Raw genomic sequence first — 15,837 nt, forward strand, 5'->3', positions numbered from 1 at the left:
CGCCTCCATCAGTCAGTTTTTCCCAGAGGGCGCCGTCGCCAAGCGGTAAGGCAGAGGTCTGCAAAACCTCCATCCCCGGTTCGATTCCGGGCGGCGCCTCCATTAATTGATCGCTGGGGGCCCCTACGCCCCAGCTAGCTCCACCCACCTCCGCGAAGACGCTATGGTGGGTTCCGCGTTTGATCGCCGGCGTTTGCCCCAGCTAGCTTCCGCAACCTCCGCCGAAGGCCCCGAGCCTGTCGAGCTACATCCCGTCCTCGTAGGGCGGCCTGAATCTCAAGGCCGCCAAAGGGCCGCGGCGTTGAGACCCACGCCGCGCTACGAAATTCGGTGGGCGAAGACGCTATGACCCCAGCTGCCGTCGGCGATCACCTGATCACCGATCCCCCGGGACCACGGGACCCCAGGACCCCGACGATGGCGCGCGAGAGAGTTGACGCGCCCACGCCGGCGCGATGACCGTCAGCCCCTTGCGAGTCTTCACCTCGATGCGCGGCCGCACCGTGAGGGGTTCGGCCGACTCAAACGTCACTTGATACGAAGACAGCAGCGCACGAGCCAGGCGGCCGCCTGCGAGCGCGAGCGACGCCACGTCGCCCACGCGCTCGTGTCGTCCACCGACCGCGTCGTGGATGAGCCACAGCGATTGATCGGAGCCGCGGCCGGTCTCCACCGAGCCGAGCAGGATGTCTGCACCAACGAGGGCGTTTGCCACATCTCCAAGATACTGCTGACTCGCGGTGCGCCGATTCAACGACAACACAAGGATGACCCGCCGCCGGTTCTCTTCCTTCATCAACGCCTCGGTGGCGGCGCGAAGTGTATCGATCGGCGGAGCCGTCTGCGGCGCCTGAAAGAACACCGACACGCGCCGGTTGTGTTCGGCGGCGGCCGCATTGGCGTCCTGCATCTCGGGCACCGTGGCTCCCGCATCGCCAAGGATCATCCCCACACGCACGCCTTCGGCCATGCTTCGAAACTGCTTCAGCACTTCAGTCAGCGCCGCGCGCGCATCCAGCACTTCGGTGGACTCCACGCCATCCATGATCAGGACGATCGACACAGGTCTCGTGTCCAGCACCGCGCTCACCGCCTTCAGTTCAGACGCACCCACCTTCACGGTGAAGTCGGCTGCCGTCAAATCCTTCACGGGCCGGCCGCGCGAATCGCTCACCGATGCCGACATTTGGAACGGTGAAGCCGGTGCCTGCGAGCCTGGGTCGGCGTTCAGCGGCACCAGCATGACCACCGCCGTGGCCATCGTCATCACGCGAAAGTCCATAGGCCTCCGAGGATACATGACAGTGACGCTCGGCGCGGCTAAAGCCACGCCCTACGTCAGCGCACTGAACAGGAGGGTGGCGCGCTAGCGCACGGTGCGTTGGCCAATGACGATCTGATGGCCGGCGCCGTCCTCCGCGAGCACCTGAACCACAAACGGGCGAACGGCACCGGCCACCGCGGCAGGCTCAAGCACAAACGACCATGCGGCCTGCGTGGTGTTGTACGCGCGCGAATACTGGCGCGTGATGTCGGGGCGTTCGCCCTGCACCACGACGTTGCCGAGCGGCACCTGTGAGCCGTCAGGCGCCACACGCGCCACCCACACACGCCGCAGGTCGAAGTCGTCCAGCGTCCAGCCCTGCAGAAGTGTCGGCTGGCTGAGAGCGAAGTCCGCTGAAGGTGCGTCGAGCGAACCGAACGGCGGCACCGTATCGAGGTCGGCCAGTGTCCTGATGTGGACCGCGATGTCAGGCAGCAGCACCGACCGTCCATCCACGCGTAGCCGCGCGATGATCGTCTCATCCAGACCCGGCGGGGCGGAAGTTATGGTCACCGCCAGCGTCGCGGGCCCGTCGCCCTGCGCAGGCGTGATCGCGATTGGGGCGCCTGCGGGAATGTCGATGGACCATCGAACGGTCGCCGGGCCATCGAGTGCGATGAGCGAGCCGCCGCCTGGTCGGCTGTTTGCAGTCTGTAACAACGACACACGAGTCGGATCCAGCGACAAACGAGTAGGCATACCGGACACCGGCAGGCCAAGGTCGTGGATCGTGACCTTGGGGCCGAGTGCCGTCTGCGGTGCGGCGTCTTTCCAGCCGCCGAAGATGGCACGGTTGCCAAGACGAGTGACCACCATGTCATGCGTGCGCACCGCAGGTACGTCTCGACCCGCATAATAAAAACCGAACGCGTAGCTCTTCAGGACAAACGGCCCTTCCGCAAACCAGTAGGGCAGGGCCGGCAAGTACACGGTGGTCAGGCCCTGGTCCACCAATGGCGCAAATGCCTGAATGCCCCGGCGCGACAACGAGGCCGCCATCTTCCATGTGGTGGCCTGGTGCGTCACGCTGACAAGGGCCATCGCCGCCAGTAAGGGTACCAGCAGGGCCACACCGAGCGACGCCAGCAGTGAAGCACCGTCCCTCCGCAGTCCTCGCTCGCTGGCTGCTCCGGCCAGGATGCAGATCCACAGACCCGGCAAATACAGGAAGCGCCCGGCCGCCGTGCTTCCGGCAAGCACCGGCAACCAGATCACCGGCGCCAATCCAACAAGGAACGCGCCAAGGCAGAGCCAGAGCAGCGCACGGCGCTCCCTGAAGACCTGCCAGCCGATGATCAAGCCGAGGCCCACCAGCACCGCCACCAGGACGAGACCCGCGCTCGCCGTTGGCGTGAACCCCGGCCGGGGCACCGCCACGAACGCCAGCAGATACCTGCCGAGGTTGGCCACGATGTCGGCATCGGCGACAAGCGTCGGGAAAGAGCCATACGCGCCACCCAGAGACGGCAACACGGAGTGCCGGCACACCAGATACACACCCACACCCGTGGTCACACCGAGGAGGAACAGCCACGGCATGCGCAGGCGCGGCCCCTTGGCAAGCAGCACTGCCGCGCAATACACGGGAAGCAGGGCGCCGCTCTCTTTGGCGAACACGGCCACAAGTGTGGTGACGACCCCGGCGACAGTTGCGACCGCTCGGGTGCCTCGCCCCGGCGCGTCACTCGCCGCCATCATCAGCAGCAAGGTCGACAGCACACCAGAGGTGCTGACCACATCGAACCGCGCGCTCACCCATCCGTAGCTTTCCGATGACCACGGCGACAACGCAAAGGTCGCCGCCGCCACTGCTGACGCGGTCATCGAGAGGCGGAGCTTTCGAGCCAACAGGAACGCGAGCCCGGCGTTGATCAGGTGAATCGATTGCGAGATGGCGAGCGCCGCCTCCGGATGCTGCCAGCCAAACACACCAAACTCGACCTTGGTGAGCAGGAACACCAACGGCCGGTAGAACCCGAACAGGGGAGTGGTGACGATCTCGGCCGCAGTGCGTCGTGATGCCTCTCCGAAGAGGGCGAAGTCGTCAAACAGAAAGAAGTAGTGCGACGACCAGTTCACGTACAGGCCGGCAAGCGCGACCAGCACGAATCCGACTACGAACTGGCAGACGGCCCTGGCGTTCATCGATCAGCGGGGAAGCGGGCGTAGGCCTCACACACGGCGCGCCAAGCGGCTTGCGCCCGGGCTTCGCGCCGTTCGTGCCGATCCAACTGGTCAAACGCGTGCATGTCGATCTCCGGGGCGATCGCCATGTGGATCGGGCTGCGGCTGATGCGCCGCGGCTCTCCGATCTCCACCTGCACGGTGTCGGGTGGCGGCATGAAGTGGTACGTGGCCAGCGCCATCGGATAAAAATGAGTGGGCCGCGTGGCACGCTGGGCCATGAGGTGGAACATCTCCACACTCTGCGCATCAAACGGCGCCACGTCCACGACGCCGGCCTTGTTGATGCGATCGCGTCCGCCGCTCGGCGCCACGTAGATGCAGTGGCCACCATCCGAGAGGAGCTGCGTCATCTGCTCCAGCGCCCTGCGGTTGTGCAACTGTTTGGCCGCCTTCTGATCGGGCGGGTGATCGATGTGGCGCTTGGAGAAGATGCACAGCAGGTTGCGTCCCATGCTGAACGGCGCCGTGAGGGGATCGGTGATGACGCGTTCACCCGCGACAAAGATCATCTCGCGGCCGATGGCTGGGAACTCGTCTTCCAGCAGGATGCTGATGGCCTGCGGGTCCGCTTCGTTCTGATGGTTCGCCAGGAAGATGACGTTTTCGCCGGCGGCCAGTTGCGTCGCCACGCGCTGCATCACCTCGCGCCCGGTGAAGGTCGATCGGCTCTTGTCCATCAGCGGCCGCAGGAACTCGACGCCAAACGCGTAGTAGTCGAACGGCGCCGTGATCTGCCGGTGATACGGCTCGAATGTGTGGGGCGCCCGCACCTGCTCTTCCACCAGCTTCACGAACACCGACATCAACCGGTTGGCCGTCTCAGGCGGCTCTCCCGCCTCGGCGACAATCGTGCGGTACGTTTCAGAGACTTCGTGAAGCGTTTGTTTATAGTTCATCTTCAGCCTCGTGGCAGGTCTTTCGACACTGCCGTGCGATAACCCGTCACAGTCAGGTTCCAGGACGCGTCCACCTCAACAAGGGTGTATGCGTTTCGATCCGGCCCGGAGCCTTCGACCACGGCCTTTTGTGTGTAGTAGTGGATGCCGTTCACCCGGGCGTACGCACCCGCGTGATCGTGGCCGGTAAACACCGCCAGCACCTTCTGCGAACGTTCGAGGACAACTCGGACGTCGGCCGCGTTTTTTACATGAAGGTCGCCTGTGCCATCCAGCCGCTGGTGGGCCAGCACGATCACCGGCTCCCGGGCTGCAGCAAGTTCCCGCCCGAGCCACGCCAGTTCCTCCGCCGGTACCCACGTCTGGCGCCAATCGAAATTGCCGCGGTCGTAGTGCTTCCCGTCCTCAAGGTAACACGCGTCGATCACCACGAATCGAAGCCCGCTCTGACTGAACGCGTAGTAACTCTGATCTTTGGGAATGCCGGTGTTTGTGATGCCGGCCAACATCTGTGGCTTTGAGATGTTGTCCATGTCGTGATTGCCGAGCACATGGTAGGTGGGCCCGCCAAATTGCTGAATCTCCGCTTCAATGGCCGCCAGACTCGCCAGGGTCACAGCCTCCGGCTCCTTCGGCGCCATGTCCTTGATGTCGCCCAGCACGCCAAGGAACGACACCCGCTCACCCCGCAACGTCGCCACCGCCTCGCGCATTTTGGCCAGCGACTCCCGATAGAACCGCGTGCCGAGCGGATTGGCGTCGGCATAGTGGGAATCGGTGACCAGGCCGAAGCGCAGCCGGGTCTGCCCAAGCAGGGGCACGCCCCGTGCGGCCAGGCCCGAGAGGGTACCGGCGGTCATGGCCAGGAAGTGGCGACGATCGATGGTCCACCTCGCGGGCGTCTCGGCCATGTCGAACATCCGGCAGAGTGTACTCCGACCAGGCTGGCGTCGACACCCGCGGCTCGCATTGCGCCGTCCTGCGGCGGGCAGTACGATGACGCCGGGGGGCACCAATGTTCGAATCAAGTACCTTGCTGGGGTCGCTGCGCCGCTCGTGGGGCGAGATGGTCGCGATGCTGCCGGACATTCTGCTGGCGCTGGCGCTGTTGATCGTGGGCTGGCTCGTGGCCAAGCTGATTCGGCGCCTGGCGGTTCGGGTCCTTCGCGCGCTTCACGTGGATGAACTGGCCGACAGAAGCGGCATTGATGATTTTCTGGTGCAGGGCGGCGTCAAGGTGACCACCGTGACATTGCTGGCGGGCACGGTCTACTGGCTGATCCTGGCAGGCGTTTTCATGATGCTGCTCGACTCACTCGGGTTCCGGGGCGCCGGGGCGTTGGCCGAGCGCGTCGCGTTGTTCGTGCCGAATCTGGTGCTGGCGGCCGGCATCCTGGTGTTCGGATCGTTGCTCGCCCGCGTGGTGGGCGCCCTGATTTTCAGCTACCTGAGCAACATCGGGTCGACCGCAGCCCAGCCCGTGGCCGTCCTGGCCCGCTACGCGATGCTGACCTTCGTGCTGTTCATGGCGGCCGAGCAGCTGGCCATCCGCACCGAAGTGCTGGTGTCGGCCTTCCAAATTGCCTTTGCCGCCGTCTGCCTGGCCGCCGCGCTGGCCTTCGGGCTTGGCGGGCGGGAGTGGGCCGCGCAGTTCATTGCGCGATACACTCGCAAGTAGCCTGAATGGTCGTCGACTGCCACACCCACGTCAACCACTACGAGGACGAAAGCGTCGAGGCCTTGCCACGGTGCCTCGACAACCTCCTGCACACGATGCGTCGGAATCGTGTGGACCAGTCCATCGTCCTGACGTCCTACAAGGTTGTCCCCGGGCGGCCGTCGGCGCGTGCCGTGGTGGAAGCGACCCAACACCTGCCCAACATCCACGTCGTTGCCGGCATTTCGTGGGAGACGTTCAGCCCGGCCGATGTCGAGGAACTCCGCTCGCTGCTCGACGCTGGAGCCATCAAGGGCCTGAAACTGTATCCGGGGTATGAGCCGTTTTATCCGGCCGACCGCAAACTGGCACCCGCCTACGAGCTGGCCGAGGCCTTCGACGTGCCGGTCATGATCCACACCGGCGACACGTTTGCCCGCACAGGAAAGGTGAAGTACTCGCATCCCCTGCATGTCGATGAAGTGGCGGTGGACTTTCCGCGCGTCAAGTTCCTGATTTGCCACCTCGGCAATCCCTGGTTCCGTGATTGCATGGAGGTGGTCTACAAAAACGACAACGTCTATACCGACATGTCGGGTCTGACCCTGGGTGGGTTCACCGACCGATTCGAGGCCTACATGCGGCAGCAGCTGAAGGAGATGATTCTCTGGGGCGTGGAGCCGAGCAAGGTCCTCTACGGCACCGACTGGCCCCTGGCGACGATGGAGTCGTATCTGCAGTTTGTGGACGAGCTGAGGTTGCCGGCACGAGACAAAGACCAGATGCTCTTCGAGAATGCGGCCGCGCTGTTCAAGCTGAACCTCCAGCCTCCAGACCTCAGCTTCCGGTCACTGTTGCGCGGCCTCTGAGGACATCTGACGTCGGCGGCCCATTCGGCTGAGAGCGGGCAAGGCCGCCAGCGACAACACGGCCATCACCGAAAACGCGACGCCATATCCCCACAGCGACGTGAGGCGCCCCACCGCAAGCGCCGACCATGACTCGCACAGGTTGGTGGCGCTCATGCTGGCGCTCAACTGGGTGGCGCCCAGTCGCCGGTCGGTCGCCTCCATGAACAGCGCGTACGACGTCGTGGTGAACGCTCCGATCAGTCCGTAGAACACCATCAGCAAGCCCAGCGTGGCGGCGCCATTGAGCCACGACACGTCTGTCCATCCGACGCCGATGATGGTGATGGCCAGGCCCACCAGGGTGGCGCGCGCCGCCTGCTTTCGGCCCCATCGGTCCGAGAGGCGCCCGGCCGCCATCGCGCCGGCCATCATCGCGGCCACCGTGGGCAGGAAGAGAAAGGCACCCACCTGGGTGGATGAGAACCCCTGGTCGATGAGGAACGGCCCGACGAGAATGCCGACGGCCTCGAATCCGGCGCCACCAACCGCGGCGAAGACCAGGACGAACCAGGTGCCGGGATGCCTCAGCACGTCGCCCAGCGCCGACGTGAACTCCCGGCTGCGGGCGGGCACGGTGTGGGTGGCCGGGTGGACTTCCTTCTCGCCGGCCAGCAGCAGGACCGCCATCGGGAGCCAGATTCCGGCGACCAGCAGGTAGAGGGTGGCGGTGGGGCCGGCCCATGCCCCGATCAGGAGCGCGCCGCCTCCGAACAGCGAGCGCCCGGTCAGCATGCCCACCTGCATCCAGGCGTTGACCGAGCCGAGCCGCTCGGCCAGGTACGATTTGCACCGCGTACGCATCGATGGCCACGTCCTGCAGGGCTGCGGCCGCCGCATGCAAGAACAGGAGCGTGCCCACCAGTGGGAAATTGACGCGCCAGTCAACCGGGATCGTCGCAAGAATCAGCAGGCCCATCACCAGTTGGCTGCCGGCAATCCAGGCGCGCAGTGGCCATCGCGGCGTGCGGAGAATATCGACGAACGGCGCCGCAAGGAACTTCAGCGCCCACGGCAGCACGAGCAGCGAGAGCAGGCCGGTAATGGCCTCGACCTCCACGCCAGCCGCGCGAAGGCGCGTGGGGAGGGCCCACCAGAGAAATCCGATGGGGGCACCCTCGCTGAAGTACAGCGCGGCAAACAGGATCGTCTGTCGACGGGACCGGGTCACACTTCGCGGTCGGCTCCTTCGGCCTGGTACCGAATTCGATAGAGGTCGGCGCGGCGATCCGCCCAGTTGAGGACGGTGCCTTTGCGGCGGTGCCGTCGCAGCATCTCAATGTCCACGTCGGCAAAAATCACGGTCTCGATATTCTCCTGACACTCGGCGGCGATGCCGTCGCGGCTGAAATAGAAGTCCGACGGTGTGAGAATGGCCGACTGCGCGTAGTGGATGTCGGCGTGTTCGACGTCCGGGAGATTGCCCACACATCCCGACAGCACCACGTACACCGGGTTTTCGATGCACCGGGCCTGCGCGCAGTAGCGCACGCGAAGATAGTCGTGCCGCTCGTCGGAGTTGGTCGGGACGAAAAGAATGCGGGCGCCGAGATCGTAGGCCATGCGCCCGAGCTCAGGAAACTGCACGTCGTAGCCCGTCAGGATGGCGATGCGTCCCCGGTCGGTCTCGAAGACGCGCAATCGCTCGCCGGGCTGGACGCCCCACCACCGCTTCTCGTTGGGGGTGATGTGCAGCTTGCGCTGGCTGTCGATCGATCCGTCACGCCGGAACAGGTACGCCGTGTTGAAGAGGCGTTCGCCGTCCAGTTCGAACTGGCTGCCGCCGACGATGTTGATGTGGTATTTGATCGCGAGCTTGGCGAACATTTCGATGTACGGCTTCGTGAGTTCCGCCAGCTTCCGGGCCGACTGCCCGGGCCGATCCGCCGAGATCATTGAGAGCAACTGTGTCGTGAAGAGTTCAGGGAACAGCAGGAAGTCCGCCTTGTAGTCGGACGCGACGTCCACGAAGAAGGCGCACTGCTTTGCGAATTCCTCGAAATTCGAGATGCGGCGCATCTGGTACTGGACCGCCGACAACCGGACAGGGCTCGACGGGCGCAGGAACTGACGCCGGTGCGGCGCGACGTATTCGATGTTGCGCCACTCGAGGTAGGTGGCATACCCACGCGACTCGGAATCGGAAGGGAAGTAGTCGGGGATCAAGCCCTTCATGACGAAGCCGTTGGACAACTGGGGAGTCAGGACCGGGTCCACCAGCGTCTTGCTGATCACGCGCTCCACGTACTCGGGGGCCGACATCGTGTCGGCATACTTGCCGTAGCCGGAAATCCGGCCGCCGATGATGATGCCCGTGAGGTTCCGCTCGCGCGCCAGCCGCTTGCGGGCGTCGTACAGGCGCCGCGACAGCTTCAAGCCGCGGAATTCCGGGTCCACCATGATTTCCGTGCCATACAGCGTGTCGCCGCCAGGGTCGTGGGACCGGATGAACCCACTGTCGGTGATGGCCGACCAGTTGTGCCATTCACTGTGGCCCGACGAGTCGACGATGAGGCTGCTGGCCGACCCCACAATCCGCCCGTCGATCTCGATCACGAACTGGCCCTCTGGAAACACGGTGAGCTGGCTCACGATCTGCTCGTGTGTCCACGGCTTCATGCCAGGGAAGCACCGCAGTTGCAGGGCCACCAGGGCATCAAAGTCGTCAATTGTGGTCGGTCGCAGGCGAACCCGGGTCTCGAAAGTCTTCAGGTGCTGTTCGTCCATCGGTGTCCTCCTGGACTGTTGAGCGGGGTGTGCTCCAATTCTAGGAGATAATCGGCCGTGATGTTCACCCTCAATCGCTCCGCATCGGGATTTGGCAGGGCCGCGATGGTCGCGGTGACGCCGGTCGTGCTCTTCACAATGGTGTCGGCCCAGACCCCGCCGGCCAAACCCATCTTCGAGAACGGCCAGGCCCAGGTGGTGCCGGCATTTGAAGACGCCACGAAATGGATTCGCCACCGGCTGTGGGTAGAGACTGAGTTCGATTCCGATGGCGACCGCAAGCGCGACCGTGTGCACGTGGATGTGACGCGCCAGTTACAAACCGACACGGAAGGGCTGAAGGTGCCCGTGGTGTATGAGTCGTCGCCCTACTTCGCCGGCACGTCCGGCGACCGGAAGTTCCTCTGGGACGTGAAGCAGGAAGTGGGCGTGGATTCGCCGGCACGTACCTCGCAGCCCGAGATCGAGTTCAACGCGGCGCGCACGAGCATTTCCAACTCGCAGGTCGCCGCATGGGTGCCCCGCGGTTTCGCGGTGGTGCACTCCGAGGCGCCGGGCACAGGACTGTCGCAGGGGTGTGCCACGGTCGGCGGCGCGCCCGAACGGCTCGCACCCAAGGCCGTCATCGACTGGCTGAACGGCCGCGCAAAAGGTTTCACGACACCCGATGGCACAGAAGAAGTGAAAGCCACCTGGGCTACCGGCAAGGTCGGCATGACGGGCACGTCGTACAACGGGACCATTCCCCTCGCCGCAGCCACGACTGGAGTTGCCGGGCTCGAAGCGATCATCCCCATCGCACCCAACACGTCGTATTACCACTACTACCGTTCACACGGGCTGGTGCGGCATCCCGGCGGATGGCTGGGCGAGGACATCGACTTCCTGTACGACTTCGTCAACAGCGGCGACCCGGTGCGCCGCGCCGTCTGCAACAAGATCTATCGCGATGGCGAGTTCGTCGAAGGCCGCGATCGCCGCACCGGCGACTACAACGCATTCTGGATCTCGCGCGACCTGCTGCCCCTTGTGGGCAACGTGAAGGCGGCCGTGCTCATGGCGCATGCGTTCAACGACTGGAACGTGGTGCCCGAGCACAGCGTGCGCATCAGCAACGCGCTGAAGGGGAAAGTGCCGTTGCAGCAGTACTTCCATCAGGGCGGTCACGGGGGTGCGCCGCCGATGGAACTGATGAACAAGTGGTTCACGCGGTATCTGTACGGCATCGAAAACGGCGTGGAGAAGGATCCGAAGGCGTGGATCGTACGCGAAACGCCACCGGCACCCGCCGCAGCGCCGGCTCCGGCGCCACCCACCACGGGGCCACCTGCAACCGCGCCCGGCCGCGGACGGGGACGAGGTGCCGCCACACCTCTGCCAACCCCCTATGCCGACTATCCGAATCCGGCAGCTGCGGTTGTCACGCTGCGCCTGGGCGCCGGTGGGGGTGCGACAGGTAATCTTGTGACAGCTGCGACCGCGGCGAAGCAGGGCACCGAAACACTCACCGACAATGTCGAGATGGCGGCGCCGGCCCTGGCGCTTGCGGCGGAATCGAAACACCGGCTGCTGTATGCCACGCCGGAGTTGACCGACGCGGTGCATCTCTCGGGCACCGTACGCGTCACCATTCGCATGGCATCGAGCAAACCGGCTGCGAACTTGTCGGTGTATCTCGTGCAGTTGCCGTGGACCGAAGGGCCGATTGGGACAGCGAACCTGATCACGCGCGGCTGGGCCGATCCGCAGAACCACAAGGCACTCACTCGCGGCGGCGACTACAACTCCCGCGAACGTGGAACGCCACTCAAGCCGGGCGAGTTTGTCACGATGACGTTTGACCTGCAGCCCGACGACCAGATCATCCCGGCCGGCAAACGGATCGGCCTGATGATCTTCTCGAGCGACCGCGATTTCACGTTGTGGCCGCAACCGGGCACCGAACTGACCATCGATCTGGACGGCACCAGTGTGCGCCTGCCGGTGGTGGGTGGCCTGCCTGCATTTGGCCGGGCGACGGGTGCGGTCTCGCGGTAGTATCCGAGGCATGCGACATCGCTGGCTGGTGGTGGCCCTGATTGTGGCGGCCATGCTCCCGCTTTCTGCGCAAAGGCGCCGTGGCGGCGGCTTCAGGATGGGCGGCTTTGTCCCCATGCCCGCGGCGGTGCCCTACGACGCAAAGTTCTCGATCGTGCGTCTCTGGTATGCCAATTACCCCGGGTGGTCCTACGACTATCCGGACATGGAGCAGCACCTGAACCTGATCCTGCCGGAGCTCACCGCGATCACGCCGAGTCCCAACGGCGGCACTGTGCTCAAGATGGACGACCCGGAGTTGATGAAGTTTCCTCTGGCCTACCTGTCGGAGCCCGGCTACTGGTATCCGAGCGAGACCGAGGTCGCGGGCCTGCGCACCTACATCGAAAAGGGCGGCTTCCTGATCGTTGACGACTTCCATTTTCAAGATGAATGGAACGTGTTCGAAGTGGCGATGACACGCGTGCTGCCCAAGGCGCGTATCGTCAGGCTCGACATCTCGCATCCGATTTTTAATACGTTCTTCGCGATCAAGACGCTGGATGTGCCGTACCCGGGGCAGATGGGCCAGCAGGGCTTGATGGGCGAGTTCTACGGCATCTACGAGAACAACGACCCCACCAAACGCCTGTCGGTGGTGATCAACTACAACATGGACATCGGCGACTACATGGAACACTCCGCCGAAGGCATCTACGCGGTTGATCCCACAAACGAAGCATACAAATTCGGAATCAACTACCTGCTGTACGGGATGACGCGGTAAAAGCCGCGGCCTTGAAACCCAGGCCGCGCTACGAAGGCAAGAAGTAGGGCGTCCCTTTAGGGGCGCCAACACGCCACACAGCGCGTTCGTCATGCGCCTGCGTCGTCCGTCACATTTGTTGGGCGCGTGCGCACCGAGTCTCGTCCCAGTCGCTGGGAGTCACTCATGAAACGCGCCTGGCCGATGGTGTTGCTGCTGTCGTTGTCTGTGCTGTCCATCGCTGCGCGTTCGCCGCGGGTTCGTCCGCAATCGGACCACATGGCCGACCTGGTACAGCTGGCGGCGAAGCGGTCGCCGACAGTGGCCGGGCTCCTGAAAATGATTGAAGCCTCCGACGTCATCCTGCAGGTCGAGTTCCGACTGGATAACACGGTGCCGCGCGCCGCGACCCAGTTGGTGACCTCTGCCGGGTTGGTGCGGTACGTGCGCACCTATATCAATCCGCGGTTGCCAACGCGGCGGCGCATCGAACTGCTGGGCCACGAACTGCAACATGTGGTGGAAATTGCGACCGACCCAACTGTGCGGGATGACGCGTCGATGCGCGCCCGGTTCACGGCGATCGGATGGGTCAGCGATGGCGCGGCGTCGTTCGAGACGGCGGCTGCGATTGCCGTCGAGCGGCAAGTGAGGAGCGAACTCAGCGCTCCTGGAACACGCCGTCCCTGATCTCAAACGTGAGCGACTGGCCTCCTGTGCCCGACCACGTCGTGAAGTTGAACGTAGAGGCGCGCGTCACTTTGTAGACTTGAATCGGGTGATAGGTGAGCGGCGTGCCGGCGCGGTATTGCTGCGGCGGTTGGGCGGCTTCCATGAAGTACGCGGTGTTGGGGCCTACGACGGTGGCGGTGCCATCGCGTTCCAGCAGGACGGCCGTCTCACGATCGATCGCCAGCGCACGGGCCGGACGAGCCGGAGTGGCGCCATTCGCCTTCAGCCAGCCATCCTGGTGCAGGCGCGCCATGAAGGCGACGGTGCGTCCAAGCCTGCTTCGTTCCACCACGTGGCTGTCGGTGATGAGCCCGTCCAAGTACTTCAAGGAAAGGAAGTCCTTGTCGAGGGTGATGTCCGGCGACAGCGGATCGGCCAGCGCCTGCGCTGTGGTGATCGACGCGCGCATGGCGGAGTACGAAAACTCACTGAGGATCGCCAGTCCGGCTGACGTACCGCCGACCGGCACCCCACGGGCCGCGGCCGCGTTGACCATCGTCTCCACCGGTGAGTCTTTGAAGAACGTGACGTACTTGCTCTGATCACCGCCGGCGAAGAAGATCGCCTCGGCGCGTCCCAGGCGTTCCAGGAGCTTCGGGTCAGACGACGCCTCGCGAGACTTGACGACAAAACTTTCGATCGAGTCCAGGCCACCGATCTTCATGGCGAAGGGGTGATAGCCGTCGGCCCCGGACGCACGCAGCACCACGATGTCGCCGCCGCCCGCATGCGCGAACAGCCACTTGAACGCGTCAGGCTGATCCGTCCCGCCACCCGCCAGCAACACTCCACCGGTGGTGGCCGGCTTCACATCCGCTTCGTTGCCGGTCAGATAGTGGTCATACAACTCGCCGCGCGTCACCGTCGTCGGCCACGCCGGCTCCTGGGAGGCCAATGGCCCGGCGATCACACACGCCACAACAGCTGCGCGTAGCACCAGGCTGCGCTTCCACGTCATCGGTGCAAACATCTGGCCCCCAAGCCCTTCTGTCGAAACCCCGCTGCGTCGCTGAAGGAGTCCAGCGGTGCCGGCAGGTCAGTATCAGTCTTGACGTCGCCCGAGACAATCCCTCGAGGTGCCAGGCGCTCCACCCACTCGTCCCACCAGGGCGTGACCCCACGAGCCAGGGGTTCGAGGATGACCAGCGTCACGCCTCGACCCAGCAGTTGATCGATGGCCTCAAGCAACTGTGCGCGTTCGGGCTTCGCCAATTCGTTGATGGACCATCCGGCGATCACGCCAGTCCTGGCGAGCACCGCGTCGCTCTGCTTGAGCAGGTTCCTGGCGGCCGCCACCAGGTCGCCGCGAGTGGCCTGGCCCCGAAGGCCGAGTGTGCGCCAGTTCCAGCGAGCCTCATCAAGCGCCCAGGGATGCGCGTCAATACCGGTGATGAACGGCGGCGTCTCGTGCAACAGCGCCCACGCCGCACTGCACACGCCGGTGCCGCATCCGAGGTCCACGAGTGATGACATGTCCGTGCGCACGCCAAGGTGCGCAATCGCCTCGCGTGTCGTCAGCAGGTGGACCGGTGCATAAAAGAGTGCGAACGCCGCGCGCTTGCCGGCCGAATCCAGGGGTGACCGCTCGGGCAACTGGCTGCGTCGTTCCACATAACGCGCCGAGAGCGCACGAACGGCTCGCGTGAATTCCTGGCGCGTCAGGTTGGCCATGTGGCGCGCTTCGAGCGCCACAAGCCATGTCGTGAGTCTTGGGTCCGCAATCATCGCGCGGGGCGCGCCTGGGTATAACGCGAGGGAAGGGCGTGGCCCAACGCCGGCACGAGCGCCAGCGCTGCGTCCGAGACCGCGTCGATGGCGATGCCCGGCTCGATGCCGAGGCCGTTCAGCATGTAGACCAGATCTTCTGTGGCGAGGTTTCCCGTGGCTCGCGGGGCGTACGGACATCCGCCAAGGCCACCGGCCGACGAATCGAACGTGGTGATGCCAAACTCAAGCGAGGCCAGCACGTTGGCGAGCGCCATGCCGCGCGTGTCGTGAAAGTGCAGGGCGACGCGGTCGGCGGGAATGGCCGCAAGCAGACGCGGCAGCATCGCCTTGACTTGGCCGGGATGGGCCACGCCGATCGTGTCGCTGACCGCCACTTCGAAGACTCCGATGTCGAGGAGTCGCTGCGTCAGCGTCACCACGCGTTCGACAGGCACGTCTCCTTCAAACGGGCAGCCGAATGCGGTCGAGAGGTAGCCCCTGACCCGGAGGCCTGCGGTTGTGGCCATCGAGGCCACGTTGCGGTAGGCCTCGAACGACGCGTCGATCGATCGATTCGTGTTGCGCTGGCTGAATGTCTCAGAGGCAGCAAGGAAGATCGCGATGTCGGTGACGCCCGCCCCGATCGCGCGCTCCAGCCCATTCACATTAGGGACCAGCGCCGAATACCTCACGCCCGGTTTCCGCGTGATGCCCGCAAAGACATCCTCTGCGTCGTCGAGCTGCGGAATCCATTTCGGGCTGACGAAGGCCGACACTTCGATCTCGCGCAGGCCGGCAAGGCTGAGTCGATCGACAAACGCGATCTTGTCCGTTGTGCTGATTCGCGCGGCTTCATTCTGCAGGCCGTCGCGCGGGCCCACCTCCACCACCGTCACCGTCTTCGGCAATGTGGCCAC

The 15,837-nt window shown here is 64.6% G+C and carries 14 protein-coding genes, 1 tRNA gene and 1 pseudogene; 6 read left to right on the plus strand and 10 right to left on the minus strand.

The features are described from left to right. Positions 1 to 28 precede the first annotated feature (28 nt). A tRNA-Cys gene (locus IPL75_10915) sits at positions 29 to 102 on the plus strand. A 274-nt stretch (positions 103 to 376) separates the two neighbouring features. Here IPL75_10915 and IPL75_10920 read toward each other — a convergent pair. From IPL75_10920 to IPL75_10935, 4 genes are all read right to left on the minus strand, one after another. Further along, positions 377 to 1,282 carry a hypothetical protein gene (locus tag IPL75_10920; protein MBK9240753.1) on the minus strand — a complete coding sequence of 302 codons (906 nt, stop codon included), beginning with the start codon at positions 1,280 to 1,282 and terminating at the stop codon, positions 377 to 379. A gap of 84 nt (positions 1,283 to 1,366) precedes the next feature. Further along, entirely contained in the window at positions 1,367 to 3,469 is a 2,103-nt protein-coding gene (locus IPL75_10925; GenBank protein MBK9240754.1) for a hypothetical protein, read from the minus strand. After that, entirely contained in the window at positions 3,466 to 4,407 is a 942-nt protein-coding gene (locus IPL75_10930; GenBank protein ID MBK9240755.1) for a 1-acyl-sn-glycerol-3-phosphate acyltransferase, read from the minus strand. Before IPL75_10930 ends, IPL75_10925 begins: the two co-directional genes overlap by 4 nt. A 2-nt stretch (positions 4,408 to 4,409) precedes the next feature. After that, positions 4,410 to 5,327: a metallophosphoesterase gene (locus IPL75_10935; GenBank protein MBK9240756.1), complete on the minus strand. Its 918-nt coding sequence runs from the start codon at positions 5,325 to 5,327 to the stop codon at positions 4,410 to 4,412. Positions 5,328 to 5,422: 95 nt separating this feature from the next. Here IPL75_10935 and IPL75_10940 point away from each other — a divergent pair, with 95 nt between their 5' ends. After that, positions 5,423 to 6,085, plus strand: a complete 663-nt coding sequence (locus tag IPL75_10940; GenBank protein MBK9240757.1) for a hypothetical protein — start codon at positions 5,423 to 5,425, stop codon at positions 6,083 to 6,085. Positions 6,086 to 6,090: 5 nt separating this feature from the next. After that, positions 6,091 to 6,933: an amidohydrolase family protein gene (locus tag IPL75_10945; protein MBK9240758.1), complete on the plus strand. Its 843-nt coding sequence runs from the start codon at positions 6,091 to 6,093 to the stop codon at positions 6,931 to 6,933. Here the strand turns inward: IPL75_10945 and IPL75_10950 are convergent. The 3 genes and pseudogenes from IPL75_10950 to IPL75_10960 form a co-directional block, all read right to left on the minus strand. Beyond that, complete coding sequence (locus IPL75_10950; GenBank protein ID MBK9240759.1) at positions 6,913 to 7,776, minus strand: MFS transporter; 864 nt, start codon at positions 7,774 to 7,776, stop codon at positions 6,913 to 6,915. The two genes, IPL75_10945 and IPL75_10950, sit on opposite strands and share 21 nt — an antisense overlap. A gap of 94 nt (positions 7,777 to 7,870) precedes the next feature. Beyond that, positions 7,871 to 8,209 (minus strand): annotated as a pseudogene (locus tag IPL75_10955) (hypothetical protein). Beyond that, on the minus strand, positions 8,140 to 9,699 hold the full coding sequence (locus IPL75_10960; protein MBK9240760.1) for a GNAT family N-acetyltransferase: 1,560 nt from the start codon (positions 9,697 to 9,699) through the stop codon (positions 8,140 to 8,142). Before IPL75_10960 ends, IPL75_10955 begins: the two are co-directional and overlap by 70 nt. Positions 9,700 to 9,804: 105 nt before the next feature. Between IPL75_10960 and IPL75_10965 the strand changes: the two genes are divergently transcribed. The 3 genes from IPL75_10965 (at position 9,805) to IPL75_10975 (ending at position 13,171) form a co-directional block, all read left to right on the plus strand. After that, positions 9,805 to 11,736 (plus strand): Xaa-Pro dipeptidyl-peptidase, encoded by a 1,932-nt coding sequence (locus IPL75_10965; protein MBK9240761.1) that lies wholly within the window; start codon positions 9,805 to 9,807, stop codon positions 11,734 to 11,736. A gap of 10 nt (positions 11,737 to 11,746) precedes the next feature. After that, a complete protein-coding gene (locus tag IPL75_10970) occupies positions 11,747 to 12,502 on the plus strand; it encodes a DUF4159 domain-containing protein (GenBank protein ID MBK9240762.1) in 756 nt (251 codons plus the stop codon). Positions 12,503 to 12,667: 165 nt separating this feature from the next. Next, the gene (locus IPL75_10975; protein ID MBK9240763.1) at positions 12,668 to 13,171 is read left to right on the plus strand and encodes a hypothetical protein; all 504 of its coding nucleotides are present in this window, start codon (positions 12,668 to 12,670) and stop codon (positions 13,169 to 13,171) included. On the opposite strand, the gene IPL75_10980 is transcribed toward IPL75_10975, so the two are convergent. From IPL75_10980 to IPL75_10990, 3 genes are read right to left on the minus strand one after another with little or no spacing between them, the layout of a single operon-like run. Further along, the gene (locus tag IPL75_10980) at positions 13,143 to 14,183 is read right to left on the minus strand and encodes a cyanophycinase (GenBank protein ID MBK9240764.1); all 1,041 of its coding nucleotides are present in this window, start codon (positions 14,181 to 14,183) and stop codon (positions 13,143 to 13,145) included. The genes IPL75_10975 and IPL75_10980 overlap by 29 nt on opposite strands. Beyond that, positions 14,168 to 14,938 (minus strand): class I SAM-dependent methyltransferase, encoded by a 771-nt coding sequence (locus IPL75_10985; protein MBK9240765.1) that lies wholly within the window; start codon positions 14,936 to 14,938, stop codon positions 14,168 to 14,170. Before IPL75_10985 ends, IPL75_10980 begins: the two co-directional genes overlap by 16 nt. Next, positions 14,935 to 15,837, minus strand: coding sequence for a hydroxymethylglutaryl-CoA lyase (locus tag IPL75_10990; GenBank protein ID MBK9240766.1), 903 nt, complete (start codon positions 15,835 to 15,837; stop codon positions 14,935 to 14,937). Before IPL75_10990 ends, IPL75_10985 begins: the two co-directional genes overlap by 4 nt.

This window comes from Acidobacteriota bacterium, from assembly GCA_016716905.1.
Taxonomy (GTDB): Bacteria; Acidobacteriota; Vicinamibacteria; order Vicinamibacterales; family SCN-69-37; genus SYFT01.

What these genes read in the sequence shown, in the direction of transcription:
- IPL75_10930 (MBK9240755.1), bottom strand. Translation starts at nt 4,407, where the DNA reads ATGAACTATAAACAAACGCTTCACGAAGTCTCTGAAACGTACCGCACG.
- IPL75_10960 (MBK9240760.1), bottom strand. Translation starts at nt 9,699, where the DNA reads ATGGACGAACAGCACCTGAAGACTTTCGAGACCCGGGTTCGCCTGCGA.
- IPL75_10920 (MBK9240753.1), bottom strand. Translation starts at nt 1,282, where the DNA reads ATGGACTTTCGCGTGATGACGATGGCCACGGCGGTGGTCATGCTGGTG.
- IPL75_10950 (MBK9240759.1), bottom strand. Translation starts at nt 7,776, where the DNA reads ATGCGTACGCGGTGCAAATCGTACCTGGCCGAGCGGCTCGGCTCGGTC.
- IPL75_10965 (MBK9240761.1), top strand. Translation starts at nt 9,805, where the DNA reads ATGGTCGCGGTGACGCCGGTCGTGCTCTTCACAATGGTGTCGGCCCAG.
- IPL75_10970 (MBK9240762.1), top strand. Translation starts at nt 11,747, where the DNA reads ATGCGACATCGCTGGCTGGTGGTGGCCCTGATTGTGGCGGCCATGCTC.
- IPL75_10985 (MBK9240765.1), bottom strand. Translation starts at nt 14,938, where the DNA reads ATGATTGCGGACCCAAGACTCACGACATGGCTTGTGGCGCTCGAAGCG.
- IPL75_10940 (MBK9240757.1), top strand. Translation starts at nt 5,423, where the DNA reads ATGTTCGAATCAAGTACCTTGCTGGGGTCGCTGCGCCGCTCGTGGGGC.
- IPL75_10925 (MBK9240754.1), bottom strand. Translation starts at nt 3,469, where the DNA reads ATGAACGCCAGGGCCGTCTGCCAGTTCGTAGTCGGATTCGTGCTGGTC.
- IPL75_10975 (MBK9240763.1), top strand. Translation starts at nt 12,668, where the DNA reads ATGAAACGCGCCTGGCCGATGGTGTTGCTGCTGTCGTTGTCTGTGCTG.
- IPL75_10980 (MBK9240764.1), bottom strand. Translation starts at nt 14,183, where the DNA reads ATGTTTGCACCGATGACGTGGAAGCGCAGCCTGGTGCTACGCGCAGCT.
- IPL75_10935 (MBK9240756.1), bottom strand. Translation starts at nt 5,327, where the DNA reads ATGTTCGACATGGCCGAGACGCCCGCGAGGTGGACCATCGATCGTCGC.
- IPL75_10945 (MBK9240758.1), top strand. Translation starts at nt 6,091, where the DNA reads ATGGTCGTCGACTGCCACACCCACGTCAACCACTACGAGGACGAAAGC.